This is a genomic window from Streptomyces sp. NPDC001020 (assembly GCF_053599115.1).
Window position 1 is genome coordinate 145,268 of record NZ_JBSFLQ010000018.1, and the last position, 13,171, is coordinate 158,438.

Sequence of the window (13,171 nt, forward strand, 5' to 3'; positions counted from 1 at the left end):
CCGTACCGAACGCTCGGGTGCGGCCCTGGGCCAAGCCGTCCGGTCAGACCACCGCTTCGAGTTCTGCCAGGGCCGTCAGCCACAGCCCCGGGAGGTCCGCGCCGCGGGCGAAGGCCGTGTCGTGGACGACGGAGAGCGTGCACTCGGCCCGGTACCTGAGGAGCGTCAGATGGCAGAGCTGACCCGGCAGGGGAGCGCCCAACCCGAGGACGCCGTCCATGCGTGCCTCACCGAGGACCGGCTGTGGCACGGCCGCAGGGAAGTAGGTGCCGGTGAGGGAGGCGTGGCGCGGACGCATGAGCAGCCGCAGTGCGCCAAGGCTCACCGGACGCGGCGCGAGCCGCATGAGAGCGCGGGAGGTGCGCATCCTCCGCTCGACGCTCCCGGGCTCCAACTGACGTGAGAAGGAGGCGAGTCGGCGCAGCGGAAGGGGTTCCTCACAGGGCAGCCGGAGACGCACCATGGTGAGGAAGTTGCCCACAGCGGCCCGTTCCCCACCGGTCCGCACTGACAGGGGCCACAGGAGTGTGAGAGGAGCCGGACGCTCTCCCTCGGCCAGGGCGACAGCCCGCATCGCCCCGGTCAACGCGGTCAGGAAGACGGCGCTGACGTCGGTACCGAGGGCCCGGGAGACAGCGACCAGCCGCCGCGTCTGCACCGTCCCGACGGCCGTGGCAAGCTTCCCCGTCGGCGGCCGACGCAACACGGACCAGGTGCCGGTGCCCCGCAGGCTCCGGGCGATGTCGCTCATGACGCCCAGCACGGCACGGGAGGAGACCCGCCCCATACCGTCGGCGGGCGAAGGCGTGCTGCGGACGTCGGGCGACGTTTGCGACGCGACGTGCGGAGTGAACAGCGTCCGCAGTACGTAGTGGTGTCCCGCGCCGTCCTCCACAGCGTGGTGGATGCGGAACACCAGCACATACTCGGCCAGGTCAGTGGTACCGGTGTACCCGTGGACCAGCCAGAGATCCCAGGGCGGGCGGGGTGCGGCCGGCAACGGCCGCTCCAGCACTTCCTGGACACAGTCCTGCCACTGCTCGCGGGGTTCGGTCACGAGCAGCCCGCGTACATGCTGACGCAGGTCCAGTTCCTCGACAGGCAGGAAGCAGGGACGAGACCCCGACCCCTCCTCGACACGGTGGGTGAGCGTCGGAAGGTCCTCGAGCCTGGCCCGTACGTGTCGGCGCAGGGCGTCTGGTGAGGGCGGTTCCCCACGGAAGCGCATCGCCCAGCCCACCGCCAACTGGTGTGCGCCGGACATCCGCTGGAACACCTGGCTGAGCGGATCACACGGCGTCGACCGCCGGGGCGGGGCCTGCCACGGCGGGCAGGGCCGGGACGGTGCCGCGTGCGCGACGCCTGCCTGCTCGGCGTTCCCGGCGGAGGGCTCTTCGGTAGGAGCGGAAGTCAATTTCGATCCCATGGCGGTAGCTGGACACGTATGTGTTGCGATGGCGGCGCCACTCGCCTGCGATCGCCTTCGTCATGTCCGCCGGCGACGGCAGGGCGACCACGCCCTCGATCAGCTCGGCGATCCATTGCGCCTGCGGTTCGAGCAGCGGGAAGGCCGCACCGGAGGGCTGCGCGAGCCCCATGAAGTAGAGCCCGGGGATGCGCGGCGGGACCGTCCGCAGATAGAGCTCCGTGCGGCCGTCCGGGGCGGCGAACACGGAGGGTTCCAGGAAGGGAAATGAGATCTTGTAGCCCGTGGCGTACACCACCGCGTCCACCGGTTCACGGCTGCCGTCCGTGAAGGCCGCCGTGTCCCGACCGAAGGAGCTGACGCCGGGCTTCGGTGTCACCGCGCCCCGGCCCAGCTGGACGAAAAGTTCGTCCGAGGTGGAGGGGTGGCTCGCGAGGGGTGCGCCGACCGGTTCGCGGAGCCCGTAATGAACCGGGGCACCGCGGGTCAGCCGCAGCAGGAGCCGCAGCGCCGGATCCTTGAGGAACCGCGGGAGATCGGACAGCGGGCTCGACGCCAGGTGGTCTGCCGGACGGCCGAGCAGCATCTTGGGGAACAGATGCGCCGGGGTGCGCGCGGAGAGGAACGTCCGCGCCGCCGTACGCGAGATCTCCGCCGCGATTTCGCACGCGGAGTTGCCCATACCGATCACCAGTACCCGCCGACCGGCATACGGGTCAGGGGTGCGGTAGGCGTGCGAGTGGATCGCGCTCCCCTCGAACTCCTCGGCACCGGGCACAGCGGGGGCCGGGAGGCGCGGATCCCAGTGGTGCCCGTTGGCCACCACCACCTCGGTGTAGCGCCGCCTCTCCTCGGCCGCGGCGCCGCGGCGTCGGCAGACCACCTCCCAGCCGCCGTCGTCCAGGGGCCGCACGGAGGTGACCTTCGTGCCGCACACGATGTGGCGGTGCAGGTCGAACGATGTGGCGTAGTCCTCCAGATAGGCCAGGACCAGGCTGTGGTGCGGGAAGACCGGGTAGCTCTCCGGCATGGCCAGGGAGGAGAAGGACATGCTCTCCTTCGAGATGTTCGCGTGCAGCGACGCGTACACCCCCGACATGCCGTTGTCATTGCCGTACCGCCACAGTCCGCCGATGCCCGACCCGGCCTCGAAGCAGTCGAACGGAACGTTCCGCGAAGCAAGGACCTTGCTCGCGGCCAGGCCTGACGGGCCGGCGCCGATGACACATGTTCTCCGCATGACCGACCTTCCTCGTATGTGCGTGACCCCTCCGGCTCTCCACATGAGCGGGACCACCAAAAGGGGCGCCGTCAGGACGGGCGAACCCGGACCACCGGGTCTGACGCCCGACCCGCGGACAGGGGGCGGCGCCTGAGCCGACCTGCCGACACCCCAGTCCTGGCCACGCTAGCCGCCCCGGTTGCCCCGGAGCCTTCTTCCGCCGGTGAAACCGCCGCACGCGTGACACGGTGTGCGCGGGATTGACGCCGTGCCACGGAACCGCTCCCGGCGCCGTTTCCATTGCGCTGCTTGCTCGTTGGGGCCGAGCGGGACCGGATCAGCCGCCGACCGAAAGACGCGGACCGGTTCCGTGGCCCTTTGGAAGACCTGGCACGACGGAGCAGCCCGATGGACGTCACAGATGTGCACCACTCCTACCGGCAGCACGCCGTTCTACGGGGTGTCGACCTCCACCTGCGGCCCGGGGTCCTCGCCGGGATCGTCGGGGAGAACGGCGCCGGCAAGACGACACTGCTGCGGATCCTCTCCGGTGAACTCAGGCCGGACAGGGGCACGGTGCACCACAGCGGCAGGTTCGGCTACTGCCCGCAGTCCGTGGTCCTGGACGACTCCTTCACCGTCCGCCAGCACCTGGACTTCTTCCGGCACGCCTTCGGGCTCGCGGACCTGCGGCGAGCCGAGGAAGTGATGGAGACCCTGGCCCTCACCGAGTACCTCGACCAGCGTGCGGGTCGGCTCAGCGGAGGCTCACGGCAGAAGCTGAACCTGACCCTCGCGCTCATGCACGACCCGGACGTGCTGCTGCTGGACGAGCCCTACCAGGGCTTCGACTGGGAGACGTATCAGCGCTTCTGGAAACTGGCGACAGAGCTGCGCGACATCGGACGCTCCGTGCTGGTCGTCTCACATCTGGCCTACGACATCGAGCGGTTGGACGAACTGTGGCGCCTGGAAGACGGATGCCTGCACCAGGAACGGTGCTCGGAGGCGGCGGCATGAGGCGGCACTGGGCCCTGTTCACCACAGCCTCCCGGTACGCACTGATCGGCCACGCCCGCAACAGGTTCGCGATGCTGCTGGTGGTGCTGTACATCCCCGTATGGATCTCCTTGGCCTACGTGACCATTCCCGACCGGCCGGCGCCGTTCAGGCTGCGGGCCACGGGCGAGATCCTGACCCCGCCGGGCAATCACCTCACCCAGATCACCGGCGCGCTGAACGCGGTCACCCTGATCGCCGGGTTCATGATGTTCGCCGCCACCTTCACAGGCGGTGCCTTCGACCGGCGCCTGGCCATGGCGGGGTACCCGCGTCACCACCTCGTCATCGCCAAGCTCTCCGCGCTCACCTTGGTCTGCGCCGCCGTCGCCGCATACGCCACGGCCGCCGCCAGCTTCGCCTGGTCCCCCCGACAGCCCCTCATGCTCGCTGCGGCCCTGTTCCTCGCGGCCCTGACCTACGGCGCGCTCGGAGTGGTCTTCGGCTCGGTGCTCCGCCGAGAGGTGGAGGGCATGTTCGCCATCCTGATGATCAGCATCATCGACGTCGCCCTGCAGAACCCCCTGTCGAGCTCCGGGTCGGACAGCGCCATCGTCCGCTTCCTGCCGTCGTACGGAGCCGTTCAGGCCAGCATGTCCGCGGCCTTCTCCACCGCGCCCGTGGCCCAGGGCCTCGCGATCCAGCTGCTCTGGCTCATGGGGGCGGCGCTGGCCGCGTTCATGGTCTTCCGCCGACGTACCCGCGACGCGCTCCCACCGAAACGGAGGTGGCGCACCCCGGACCGCTCCGCACCGGCGTGAACGCGGGCACGCCGCGCACGCGATGGAGCCGGAAGCACCCGCACAGCGGGCACGACCCATGTGACCGGCGGGCTACCGGCCATCTGGCCGGGCAGCCGTCGTGACCGGCCAGAGCCGGTCATCGTTCTGTAACCGGGCGCCGATTCGCGCCCGGCCCAACCCACCCTCCACATAAGGAACATCACCCCATGACCCTTTCGCGTACCGCCCAGTGCACGGTCCTCACCGCGGCCCTCCTGTCCGCCTCCGCCGTGACCCTCCCCGCCTCCGCGCAGGCGGCCACGCTGCCGCCCGCGTGTCAGGAGGCACTGCTCCAAACCCTCAACAAGTTCCCCGTCGCGGACTTCACGGTTCCCGACAAGGTCCAGAACGCCATGCTGAACGAGGTCGCGAACCTGAGCGAGGCCGACCAGGCGGCCTTCACTGAGGCGGCGTGCGCGGCCTGGAACAACTGGGCCACCAAGAACGGCCAAGCGGTGGCGACGGACCTGGACACCCGCTACCGGAACGCCTCTGGACTCGCGTGCAACAAGTTCACCACCTCCGCCATCGCAACGATCAAGAAATACGCCCCGAACATCCCGGCACAGACACGGGAGTTGGAGAAGGTGGCCAAGAAGGTCTGGCGCAACGCCATGCAGAAGCTCGCCGTGGAGGCCACCAACGCCGACTGCCGCAAGGCCTACGACGGGGTGAAGACCGGCTGGTAGCGAGACCCGGTGATGACACCCCCGTCCACCACCTGGTCTTCCACGGCCCCGCCCAGGTCACGCCCCGGACGCTCTGGCCGCATACCAGGCCGCGATCCGGGACTGAGGGCACTGGAATCAGGTGCTGATCACTTGCTCTTAGGGTGAGAGCGGGGCGGCGTGGTCACGGATGATCGCGAAGTCTGGCTGGAAGTCGCGCAGGACCAGATCCGGGCGGGTGGCCGCGTGCGGGTCGGGGATCGTGGTGCGGTGTCGTCGGCTGCGGTGCCGGCCGATGAGACCGGCGGCTCGCATCGTCCGGGCACGGCCTGCGGCCACAGGCCGTGCCCTGGCGTTGCAGGACGCCGTGGATGCGTGGGGCCCCGTAGGCGCCACGGGACCGGGTGTGGACGGCGGTGACCTGCTCGGTCAGTTCCGCGTCTTGCGGGGCCCGGGGGCCGACGGTTCCGGTGCGGCGGGCGTAGAAGGCGGCACGGCACATGTGGCTGCACATGGACGGCATCGGCCCGCCCGGTTCCACAGGCGCCGGGTGGTCCCTGGAGAATCGACCAGTCTCACGGCCCCTACGGTATGGACGAATACGGTCACACCCACGGTCGAGGCCGACTGTGTACTGATGCAGCAGCGCATCCGGGTCCACTCGAGCCGCCGCCCGGCCGTCGCATTGCCCGATGCCGTTGCGTGCAACGCCCGGAGGGGTAGTCGCAGATGGCGGCGGTGGCGGTCAGGCCACCCCGGCCGCTCGGCCTCTTGCCGCCGCGTCGACCGTGCCGAAAGCGGCCGTGACCGCCTCGACGACCAGGCCGTCGATCCCGTCGAACACCAGCGAGTCCCGGAATGATGTGTCGCCCTGCACAACACCGGCGTCGGCCACGGCCCCGTATGACGGAGACATGCAGCTACCTGACGGTGCGTCACTGTTCGCTTCGGCATCACGGCGTACGCGGTCTCACACTCGATTGGTGTATCGCGATCGAACACTGAGGTCACCCTCTGCGACCGCTCCCCAAGATCTGCGCCAGAACCTCCTTGAGGTGAACGAAGCCACGCAGCCAGCGGCCGACCGTCAGCCCCCACCACACCACGAGTTCAACCTCAGTAGCGCGCTTCGATTCCCCAGGCGGCGGCTCGGGCGGCGGCGGCCGCACGGTTGGGGAGGTCGAGTTTCGCGAGAATGTGCTCGATGTGGGTCCCCACGGTGCGCGGCGTGATGTGCAGCCGCTCGGCGATCTCCCGGTTGGTGCGGCCGACGGTCAGTTCGGCCAGCACCTGGAGTTCCCGTGGCGAGAGTCCACCAGGTCGCCGCGCGGCCGGGTGCCGTGTGTCCGCGTCGGAGTCGGCCGCGGTGGCCTCGTCGGGTGGCAGGCCCGTGCGGGGGTCGACGGCCGCGGCGAGGGCCTCGGTGAGCAGGGCGATTACGGCACGCACTGGATCGGGCGTGCGGCGCGGTCGGCGGGTGCTGACGTTCAGCATGCCGACGTACCGGCCGTCGGCGGCGAACAGGCACTGGGCCACGCCGTCCTCGATGCCGAGGGGAGACAGCACCTCCTGGAAGCCGGGGGATGCCGCCAGGAGGTGCCGGGGGACGTCTCCGAGCCAGAGACCGCCTTGGGCCGGGCTGCGGAGCACGGGGAACACAGGGTCGTGGTGTAGGTGGGTCTCGATGTAGGTCGTGGCGTCGTCCGGGTAGCTCCCGGACAGGGTGGCGTGGCGCCGCGACAGCGGATCCCACCGGGCCAGGGAGGCGTGGTCGTACTCCATCACCTCCGACAGCGCCGTCAGAACCCTGTCGACGCCGCTCGCGCCGCTCTTGGCGGCCTCACGGACGTGGACCGCCGCGTCCAGGATGTCCGCCGTGCTCCGCTCTGCTGCCATCGTCCAAGGATGATCAAGTGCCCGGAATACGTCAATCGCGCAGGGTGTCGTGCACGACCTGCCCGTCCACGACGGTGAGGACGACGGGCATCGCCGGGATGTCGTGGGGGTCGGCGGTGAGCAGGTCCCCGTCGAGCACGCAGAGGTCGGCGACCTTGCCCGGCTCCAGGGAGCCCTTCCAGTCGTCGGCGAAGTCCTGCCATGCCGCGTCGATCGTGTACGTACGGATCGCCTCGGCCAGGCCGATGCGCTGCTCGGGGCCGCTGACTCGGCCGGCGGCCTTCGACTCGCGCAGCACCATGGTGGCGACGCCCTGGCGCCAGTCCGGCTGCGTGACGGGAGCGTCGGACCCGCTCGCGACGCGCACGCCGGCGTCGATGGCATCGCGGTAGGGCCATGCGTACGCGGCCCGTTCGGCGCCGACGAACTCCTCCTCCATGTCGGCGACGGTCCACTTGATGGTGGGGTTCATGTTGACGCCGAAGCCGTGCTCGGCCAGCACCTTCATGCTGTGTGCGGTGAGGAAGTCGCCGTGGATGACGTAGTGGCGGGCGTCGGGCCGCGGGTGCTCGGCCATGGCCGCGGCGAAGGCGTCCGCGACGGTGTCGATGGCCCGGTCACCGGTGACGTGGACGCCCAACTGGTGCCCGGCGGAGTGGGCGTGCCGGATCACGGCGCCGATCTCGGCGATCCGCTCGGCGTCGTTCTCGCCGCCCACGCACAGGGAGCCGCAGCCACCGCCGATGTACGGCTCATGCATCCAGGCCGTCTTGTTGGGGACGATGCCGTCGGCGAAGAGCTTGACCCCGTGTATCGCGAGGCGGCGCGGGTCGGCTTCGCCGGAATCGCCGAGAGCGGTGAGCGTGCGGGCGAACTCCTCGGCGGTGCTCGCCATGCCGGTGGGCAGGAGCAGGACGCCGACGCGGGCGGTCAGTTCGCCGTCGGCCAGCAGTTGGCGGTAGACGTCGAGGGTCTCCGAGCCGAGGGCGCCCCGCATGATGCCGTCGCCGCCGGGACCGAGCCCGGGCTCGGTGTAGCTGGTGACGCCGAGCCGGGCGAGCGTGGCGAGGGTCGACCTGATCGCGTCGGTCCGCTCCTGCCGGCTGAGCGACGGCAGCGAGTTCTGGACGAGGGCCTGGGCCCCCTCGTGGAGCAGCCCGGTCGGCTCCCCGGCCTCGTCCGCAACGATGGCCCCGCCGGGCGGCGCGACGGTGTGTCGGTCGATCCCGATCAGCTCCAGCGCCTTGGAGTTGACCCAGGTGGCGTGCCCAGAGAAGGAGTACAGGACGACGGGGTGGTCCGGGCTCACGTTGTCGAGGTCGCTCCGCGAGGGCAGCCGCGACGGATCCGTGACGCACTCGTCGAGGTAACCGGTGTCCCAGCCGTGTCCCGTGATCCACTGCCCGTCCGGAACCCGCCCGACGGCCTCCCGTACTGCCTCGGTGACGTCCGCGAGGGAAGACACGGCGGGATGGCTGAGGTCGAGGGAGAGCGGCGGCGTCGCCATGCCGAAGGCGCACCCGTGCAGGTGGGAATCGTTGATACCGGGAAGCAGCGTCGCACCCCGCAGGTCGACGACGCGCGTGCCGGGCCCGATGAGCGGATCGACGTCGTCCCGCCCACCGACGGCACTGATGAGCCCACCGGTCACCGCCAGGGCCGAGGCGACGGAGAACTCCGTATCGACCGTGATGACCTGCCCACCAAAAAACACCAGATCGGCATACGTGTCCACAAAAGGTCCTTCCGGAAAACGGGTGCATGACGACCACCCGCGAACGATCTCCCGAGGACTATGGCCGGGATCCCGCCTCTCGCGCATCGGTCATCCCACCGATAAGCACTCTCACAAGGACAGGCTCACGTCTTCGTGCTCGGGACCGTGTCCGGCTTCGGGAGGGCACTGGGCGAATCGCGGTTCGCCGTGGGTGACCCGGGCACAGACGCAGGCCGGATCACCCGCAGGGCAGCGCCTGCCCGATCCAGGTCGGTAAGCGGCGGATGGGACAGCCACCCCACCACGCGCCGCCTCCAGAGTTCCGCTCCCCGGACGACGCGAAGGCGGCCATGAAGGGTTTGGCGGCCGAGGAGTGGCGGTCGGCGGGCGCCAACGGAGTCAAGACGAAGCCGTTGCAGATTTCGGTGGGCGCGGACGAGACCGACGCCTTCACCGGCCGGATTGCGTGCTTCTGATCCCCGACCGCTGTTGATCAGGTATGTGTTGGTGTCAGGACCTGCTGTGTTGTTGCCTCGGTGGTGGTTCCGGGAGGGGACGGGTAGTGCTCGAGGGACTACGAGCGGCTCGTCCAGCACTCCGAGACACCTGATCGCCTGGGCTGCCATCACCCTCATGACTCGCCGCCTTGCCCGGAAAGGCGCCACCCCCAGCGCGCCGAGGAAACCGGCGCTGGCCGGTCTTGCCCGCCCCTATACGGTCCCAGCCGCGCTGGACCACGTACGGGGTGCGGGCCGCGAGGTGGTGACCTCCAGTTCGGTCAGCCAATTCGTGGCACCGGTGTAACCGTAGAAGCCGGGTGCGAGCATCCGGCACGGGAAGCCGTGCGCGATGGACAGCGGCTGGCCGTTCATCACCACCGCGAGCATGACGGATCCGTCGACGGCATTGCGCCGCCGACGTTCCGCCCTACGTGCCGGTGGCGGATCGGAGAGCTGGCCGACCTCACCGGCGTCAGCCCCCGATCCCCGCACTCCTACGAGCAACAGGGTCTGCTGGCCCCGCAGCGCGCCGACAACGGCTACCGCGCGTACGACCCGTTGGATGCCGTACGGATCGCGAACATCAAAGGCCTCCTGGACGCGGGGCTCACCCTGGAAGAGGTCCGCCCTGGACGCGCCGCTGCGGCAATCCCCCCGTTGCTCCGAGGAGTTGACTCTCGCCACCAACCGGCTGGCAACGCTCGATGACCGGATCGTCGCGCTCCAGGAACTCCGGGGGCGGCTGGCCAGGCACATCGACGATACGGTGGCCACGCGCCCGGTGGTGGCCGAGGACTGATGAGGAGCACCCACAGCGCGGTCCGGAAACCCCGGCGCCGCGCCGATCGCTCGTGCCCTGCCGCCGGCTCTCGCTTCGTTCGCGGCCGGGCCCCGACGACGGACGCTGCTTCCTGCGGGCGGGCGCCAGCCGCACCCCCTGGATATCCCGGGCGCGATCCTGGTCACCCTGGGGACAGGCCTGGTCGTGTACGGCGTGAGCGAGGGCAGTGAAGTCGGGTGGGGGTCCGCACAGGTCCTGATCTCACCGGTGTTGGCCTTGACCGGGCTGGCGGGCTTCGTCGTGCGGGAGAAGGGGCGTACCGTGCCGCTGTTCGTTCGACCACTCACCGGTAGACACCCAGCCCGCTGCCGTGCTCGGTGCCGCGCCGTGCGACGAGGGGCACGACGCCGCGGGCACGGACCTCTTTGCGGTAGTAGCCGCGGTCGGCGTAGCGCGGGACGGCTCTGCGGCGTGGGCGACCGACCCGGCCGCGGACGGGCGGGACGGCGTCCAGCAGGCGGCCGGAGTGCGGGCTCTCTCCAGCCACTCCACGTAGGCCGGTGCCTCCCGGGCTACGGCCCAATAGGACTCCTCCAGGTACGGGTAGACCTCATCCACTTCGGCCTCGGTACGGGCGGCCAGCAGCAGCCGCACGCCGATGGGGTCGCCCTCCAGCGGGCGGGTGGCCAGATCGGGGCGGGGGTGGGCGGTGGGCTGGCTGACGGTGACGACCTCGCCGATCGCGGCCAGCGAGTACGCAGTGAGGTAGTCGCCGTGCAGCATCTCCGACCGCAGGCCGGCCGACCGCAGGGCCCGGCACACTGCATCCCACTCGCCGTCGACGGTGGCATCGACCATCCAGCGGTCACCGGCCAGGTCGGCCATCCGCACCCGGTTTCGCGAGGCCGCCGGGTGGTTCGCGCTGAGCGTGACGAACTGCGGCTCGCGTTCGACGAGGACGCGGACGCAGAGTCCGGACGGCATCCGCAGCGGGCTGCCCTCGACCTCGTGCACGAACGCCATGTCGAGCCTGCCGGCGGCGACCATGGCCAGCAGAGAGTTGGCGGAGACACTCATCTGGAGCGTCGGCTCGATCCGCGCCGTCTCGGCCCGCAGCCGGTACAGCCAGCCCGGGATGGCGCGGTTCGCCGTGGCGCCGATGCGAAGCTGGAAGCCGCAGGCGGCGCGGGCGGCCTCAGCCCGGGTCTCCGTCACCATCGCCGCGAACTCCGTCACCAGCGGCCGGGCCCGGCTGAGCACTGCCAGGCCCAGCGGGGTGGGGCGGCAGCCGGTGCGGCTGCGCACGAACAGCTGAGCGCCGAGGGCGTTCTCGATGCGCCGCAGCTGGGTGCTCAACGAGGGCTGCGCCATGCCGAGTTCTCGCGCCGCTTTGTGCAGACTGCCGGTGTCGGCGATGACGCAGAGCACGCGCAGGTGTCTGACCTCCAGCTCCATGGGGGGAGCGTAGAGCGGGGCTCGGTGTGACACCAGGTGTTCAAGTTCCAGCCAGTACGGATGAGTTGGACCCTGATAGCCCGACACTATCCCTGATTGCCATCATCCCGGGGCCCGTTCAGATGTCCGAGACTTCCTGGCAACCGATCGTTTCACCCCACAGAACGAGTAGGAGCCCCCACATGGCGTCGTTGCGTACCAGCGCCAGGAAGAAGAACTCCAGGAGACTCACAGCTCTCGCGCTCGGCCTCGGACTGGCCGCTGCGGCCCTGGGTACCGCTGCCCCGGCGGGCGCCCAGCCCCAGGGCGCCGACCAGGCCCCGGCCCGTAGCGCCGCCGGCTACGTCGGTTCCGCTGAGAACACCGGCAACAAGGCCTTCTTCGACGCGGTACTGAAGTCCGTCGCCCAGCGGCAGGCCGCGCAGCCCTCCCTCAAGACGGTGACCGTCTACTACAACGCCTCCCAGGCACCCAGCTTCCGCTCGCAGATATCGAGCGCCGCCTCGATCTGGAACAGCTCCGTTTCGAACGTGAAGCTCCAGGCGACGTCGGGCAACGCCGACTTCGCCTACTACGAGGGCAACGACTCACGCGGGTCGTACGCGTCCACCAACGGCCACGGCAGCGGCTACATCTTCCTGGACTACGCGCAGAACCGGCAGTACGACTCGATCCGGGTGACCGCCCACGAGACGGGCCACGTGCTGGGCCTGCCCGACCACTACAGCGGCCCGTGCAGTGAGCTCATGTCGGGCGGTGGCCCCGGCCCGTCCTGCACCAACCGCTACCCGAACGCGACCGAGAGCTCCCGCGTCAACCAACTGTGGGCGTACGGTCTGGCCAAGGCCCTCGCCAAGGCCGGTGTGCAGCGCTGACCGACTGCGCCACCAGCGGACCGGCCTGCTGGCCGTGATCTCACCAATCGAGTAGGAGGGACGGGTCGCCCGTCCCTCCTCTCAGAGGGCATTCGATCTAGGCGTACTGCCCTGTATGCCCTAGTAGGTTCCTCGCCAGGTTGGTGTGGTCTCATCCGTTATGCGCTTGGAGAGGTTGTCGATGGAGGCGATGTAGATCATCGCCTCGGAGGCGACCGGCCTGTTCGCCCGAGCTCAACGGCACGGAACGGCTCGCGCCGACCTGACCGCCGACGATCTCCTCCAACTCGTCATCGGGATCGCGCTGTCCACAGCCCACAGCGATCAGGCCGGGCAGCCCGAGTTGCTGCTGGATCTGGTGCTGGACGCCGTGCACGGGGTACCGCGCCGGAGGAAGTGACTCTCGCCCGGACCGGCAATTGATCCCCCTCCGGCCGAGGCCGAGGCCGAGTCCGAGTCCGAGGGCCCGACGCCGACGGTGAGACGCCGGGGGTGCTCCTCTCGGGATGAGCGCATCCCACTGGTCTCGGGTCAGGCCGACGTGCTGTGGCGCGAAGTCTGGGCGGGCGGCTAGGCGGTGACGGGCCGGTCCGCTTCATCGGTGCCCTGACGCGGGGCTCGGGCAGCGAGCAGGTCGAGGACTTCCAGGACCCAGCGGCGGACGGTTGCGGCCGAGACGGAGTTGCCGCCGGCCATGTCGGCCAGGCGCTGGTCGTGGCGCAGGACGCCCAGCACGACGATCGCCTGCGTGCCCGGAGCGGCCTTGCGCCAGCGCGTGCCCAGCCGCTTG

General features: G+C 70.0%; 15 protein-coding genes and 5 pseudogenes. 8 read left to right on the plus strand and 12 right to left on the minus strand.

What is annotated here, in order from left to right; genetic code table 11:
* Positions 1 to 43: 43 nt before the first annotated feature.
* Complete coding sequence (locus ACWDEX_RS19280; protein WP_450464786.1) at positions 44 to 1,264, minus strand: wax ester/triacylglycerol synthase domain-containing protein; 1,221 nt, start codon at positions 1,262 to 1,264, stop codon at positions 44 to 46.
* A 25-nt stretch (positions 1,265 to 1,289) separates the two neighbouring features.
* Positions 1,290 to 2,666, minus strand: a complete 1,377-nt coding sequence (locus tag ACWDEX_RS19285; protein ID WP_450464787.1) for a flavin-containing monooxygenase — start codon at positions 2,664 to 2,666, stop codon at positions 1,290 to 1,292.
* A gap of 390 nt (positions 2,667 to 3,056) precedes the next feature.
* Between ACWDEX_RS19285 and ACWDEX_RS19290 the strand changes: the two genes are divergently transcribed.
* From ACWDEX_RS19290 to ACWDEX_RS19300, 3 genes are all read left to right on the plus strand, one after another.
* On the plus strand, positions 3,057 to 3,668 hold the full coding sequence (locus tag ACWDEX_RS19290; protein WP_450464788.1) for an ABC transporter ATP-binding protein: 612 nt from the start codon (positions 3,057 to 3,059) through the stop codon (positions 3,666 to 3,668).
* Positions 3,665 to 4,468: an ABC transporter permease gene (locus ACWDEX_RS19295; protein WP_450464790.1), complete on the plus strand. Its 804-nt coding sequence runs from the start codon at positions 3,665 to 3,667 to the stop codon at positions 4,466 to 4,468. The genes ACWDEX_RS19290 and ACWDEX_RS19295 overlap by 4 nt, the downstream gene beginning before the upstream one ends.
* A 188-nt stretch (positions 4,469 to 4,656) precedes the next feature.
* Positions 4,657 to 5,178 (plus strand): hypothetical protein, encoded by a 522-nt coding sequence (locus tag ACWDEX_RS19300; protein ID WP_450464791.1) that lies wholly within the window; start codon positions 4,657 to 4,659, stop codon positions 5,176 to 5,178.
* A gap of 138 nt (positions 5,179 to 5,316) precedes the next feature.
* Here the strand turns inward: ACWDEX_RS19300 and ACWDEX_RS19305 are convergent, their stop codons facing one another.
* The 5 genes and pseudogenes from ACWDEX_RS19305 to ACWDEX_RS19325 form a co-directional block, all read right to left on the minus strand.
* Entirely contained in the window at positions 5,317 to 5,496 is a 180-nt protein-coding gene (locus ACWDEX_RS19305) for a hypothetical protein (RefSeq protein WP_450464809.1), read from the minus strand.
* Between the two features lie 43 nt (positions 5,497 to 5,539).
* Positions 5,540 to 5,680 (minus strand): annotated as a pseudogene (locus ACWDEX_RS19310) (hypothetical protein); the annotation flags it as partial.
* Between the two features lie 222 nt (positions 5,681 to 5,902).
* Positions 5,903 to 6,073, minus strand: coding sequence for a hypothetical protein (locus tag ACWDEX_RS19315; RefSeq protein WP_450464792.1), 171 nt, complete (start codon positions 6,071 to 6,073; stop codon positions 5,903 to 5,905).
* A 200-nt stretch (positions 6,074 to 6,273) separates the two neighbouring features.
* A complete protein-coding gene (locus ACWDEX_RS19320; RefSeq protein WP_450464793.1) occupies positions 6,274 to 7,053 on the minus strand; it encodes a response regulator transcription factor in 780 nt (259 codons plus the stop codon).
* Positions 7,054 to 7,084: 31 nt separating this feature from the next.
* Positions 7,085 to 8,788, minus strand: coding sequence for an amidohydrolase (locus tag ACWDEX_RS19325; protein ID WP_450464794.1), 1,704 nt, complete (start codon positions 8,786 to 8,788; stop codon positions 7,085 to 7,087).
* 266 nt (positions 8,789 to 9,054) lie between these two features.
* Here ACWDEX_RS19325 and ACWDEX_RS19330 point away from each other — a divergent pair, with 266 nt between their 5' ends.
* On the plus strand, positions 9,055 to 9,246 hold the full coding sequence (locus ACWDEX_RS19330) for a hypothetical protein (RefSeq protein WP_450464795.1): 192 nt from the start codon (positions 9,055 to 9,057) through the stop codon (positions 9,244 to 9,246).
* Positions 9,247 to 9,480: 234 nt separating this feature from the next.
* Here ACWDEX_RS19330 and ACWDEX_RS19335 read toward each other — a convergent pair whose 3' ends face one another.
* Entirely contained in the window at positions 9,481 to 9,762 is a 282-nt protein-coding gene (locus ACWDEX_RS19335; RefSeq protein WP_450464806.1) for a molybdopterin-dependent oxidoreductase, read from the minus strand.
* Between ACWDEX_RS19335 and ACWDEX_RS19340 the strand changes: the two genes are divergently transcribed.
* The gene (locus ACWDEX_RS19340) at positions 9,724 to 9,978 is read left to right on the plus strand and encodes a MerR family transcriptional regulator (RefSeq protein WP_450464807.1); all 255 of its coding nucleotides are present in this window, start codon (positions 9,724 to 9,726) and stop codon (positions 9,976 to 9,978) included. The genes ACWDEX_RS19335 and ACWDEX_RS19340 overlap by 39 nt on opposite strands.
* Positions 9,941 to 10,069 (plus strand): hypothetical protein, encoded by a 129-nt coding sequence (locus ACWDEX_RS19345; RefSeq protein ID WP_450464796.1) that lies wholly within the window; start codon positions 9,941 to 9,943, stop codon positions 10,067 to 10,069. Before ACWDEX_RS19340 ends, ACWDEX_RS19345 begins: the two co-directional genes overlap by 38 nt.
* Positions 10,070 to 10,397: 328 nt before the next feature.
* Here ACWDEX_RS19345 and ACWDEX_RS19350 read toward each other — a convergent pair.
* Both ACWDEX_RS19350 and ACWDEX_RS19355 read right to left on the minus strand, forming a co-directional pair.
* Positions 10,398 to 10,568: pseudogene (locus tag ACWDEX_RS19350) on the minus strand (IS5/IS1182 family transposase); the annotation flags it as partial.
* Between the two features lie 14 nt (positions 10,569 to 10,582).
* Positions 10,583 to 11,506 (minus strand): annotated as a pseudogene (locus tag ACWDEX_RS19355) (LysR family transcriptional regulator); the annotation flags it as partial.
* Positions 11,507 to 11,688: 182 nt separating this feature from the next.
* Between ACWDEX_RS19355 and snpA the strand changes: the two are divergent.
* On the plus strand, positions 11,689 to 12,381 hold the full coding sequence (gene snpA, locus ACWDEX_RS19360; protein WP_450464797.1) for a snapalysin: 693 nt from the start codon (positions 11,689 to 11,691) through the stop codon (positions 12,379 to 12,381).
* Between the two features lie 120 nt (positions 12,382 to 12,501).
* Here snpA and ACWDEX_RS19365 read toward each other — a convergent pair.
* Positions 12,502 to 12,594, minus strand: a pseudogene (locus ACWDEX_RS19365) (IS5/IS1182 family transposase); the annotation flags it as partial.
* 49 nt (positions 12,595 to 12,643) lie between these two features.
* On the opposite strand from ACWDEX_RS19365, the gene ACWDEX_RS19370 reads away from it, so the two are divergent.
* Positions 12,644 to 12,781, plus strand: a complete 138-nt coding sequence (locus ACWDEX_RS19370; protein WP_450464808.1) for a hypothetical protein — start codon at positions 12,644 to 12,646, stop codon at positions 12,779 to 12,781.
* A 170-nt stretch (positions 12,782 to 12,951) separates the two neighbouring features.
* On the opposite strand, the pseudogene ACWDEX_RS19375 reads toward ACWDEX_RS19370, so the two are convergent.
* Positions 12,952 to 13,171, minus strand: a pseudogene (locus tag ACWDEX_RS19375) (IS5/IS1182 family transposase); the annotation flags it as partial.

Bases quoted from the DNA above. Each gene is read 5' to 3' on its own strand.
- ACWDEX_RS19280 (WP_450464786.1), bottom strand. From the start codon at position 1,264: ATGTCCGGCGCACACCAGTTGGCGGTGGGCTGGGCGATGCGCTTCCGT.
- ACWDEX_RS19285 (WP_450464787.1), bottom strand. From the start codon at position 2,666: ATGCGGAGAACATGTGTCATCGGCGCCGGCCCGTCAGGCCTGGCCGCG.
- ACWDEX_RS19290 (WP_450464788.1), top strand. From the start codon at position 3,057: ATGGACGTCACAGATGTGCACCACTCCTACCGGCAGCACGCCGTTCTA.
- ACWDEX_RS19295 (WP_450464790.1), top strand. From the start codon at position 3,665: ATGAGGCGGCACTGGGCCCTGTTCACCACAGCCTCCCGGTACGCACTG.
- ACWDEX_RS19300 (WP_450464791.1), top strand. From the start codon at position 4,657: ATGACCCTTTCGCGTACCGCCCAGTGCACGGTCCTCACCGCGGCCCTC.
- ACWDEX_RS19315 (WP_450464792.1), bottom strand. From the start codon at position 6,073: ATGTCTCCGTCATACGGGGCCGTGGCCGACGCCGGTGTTGTGCAGGGC.
- ACWDEX_RS19320 (WP_450464793.1), bottom strand. From the start codon at position 7,053: ATGGCAGCAGAGCGGAGCACGGCGGACATCCTGGACGCGGCGGTCCAC.
- ACWDEX_RS19330 (WP_450464795.1), top strand. From the start codon at position 9,055: ATGGGACAGCCACCCCACCACGCGCCGCCTCCAGAGTTCCGCTCCCCG.
- snpA (WP_450464797.1), top strand. From the start codon at position 11,689: ATGGCGTCGTTGCGTACCAGCGCCAGGAAGAAGAACTCCAGGAGACTC.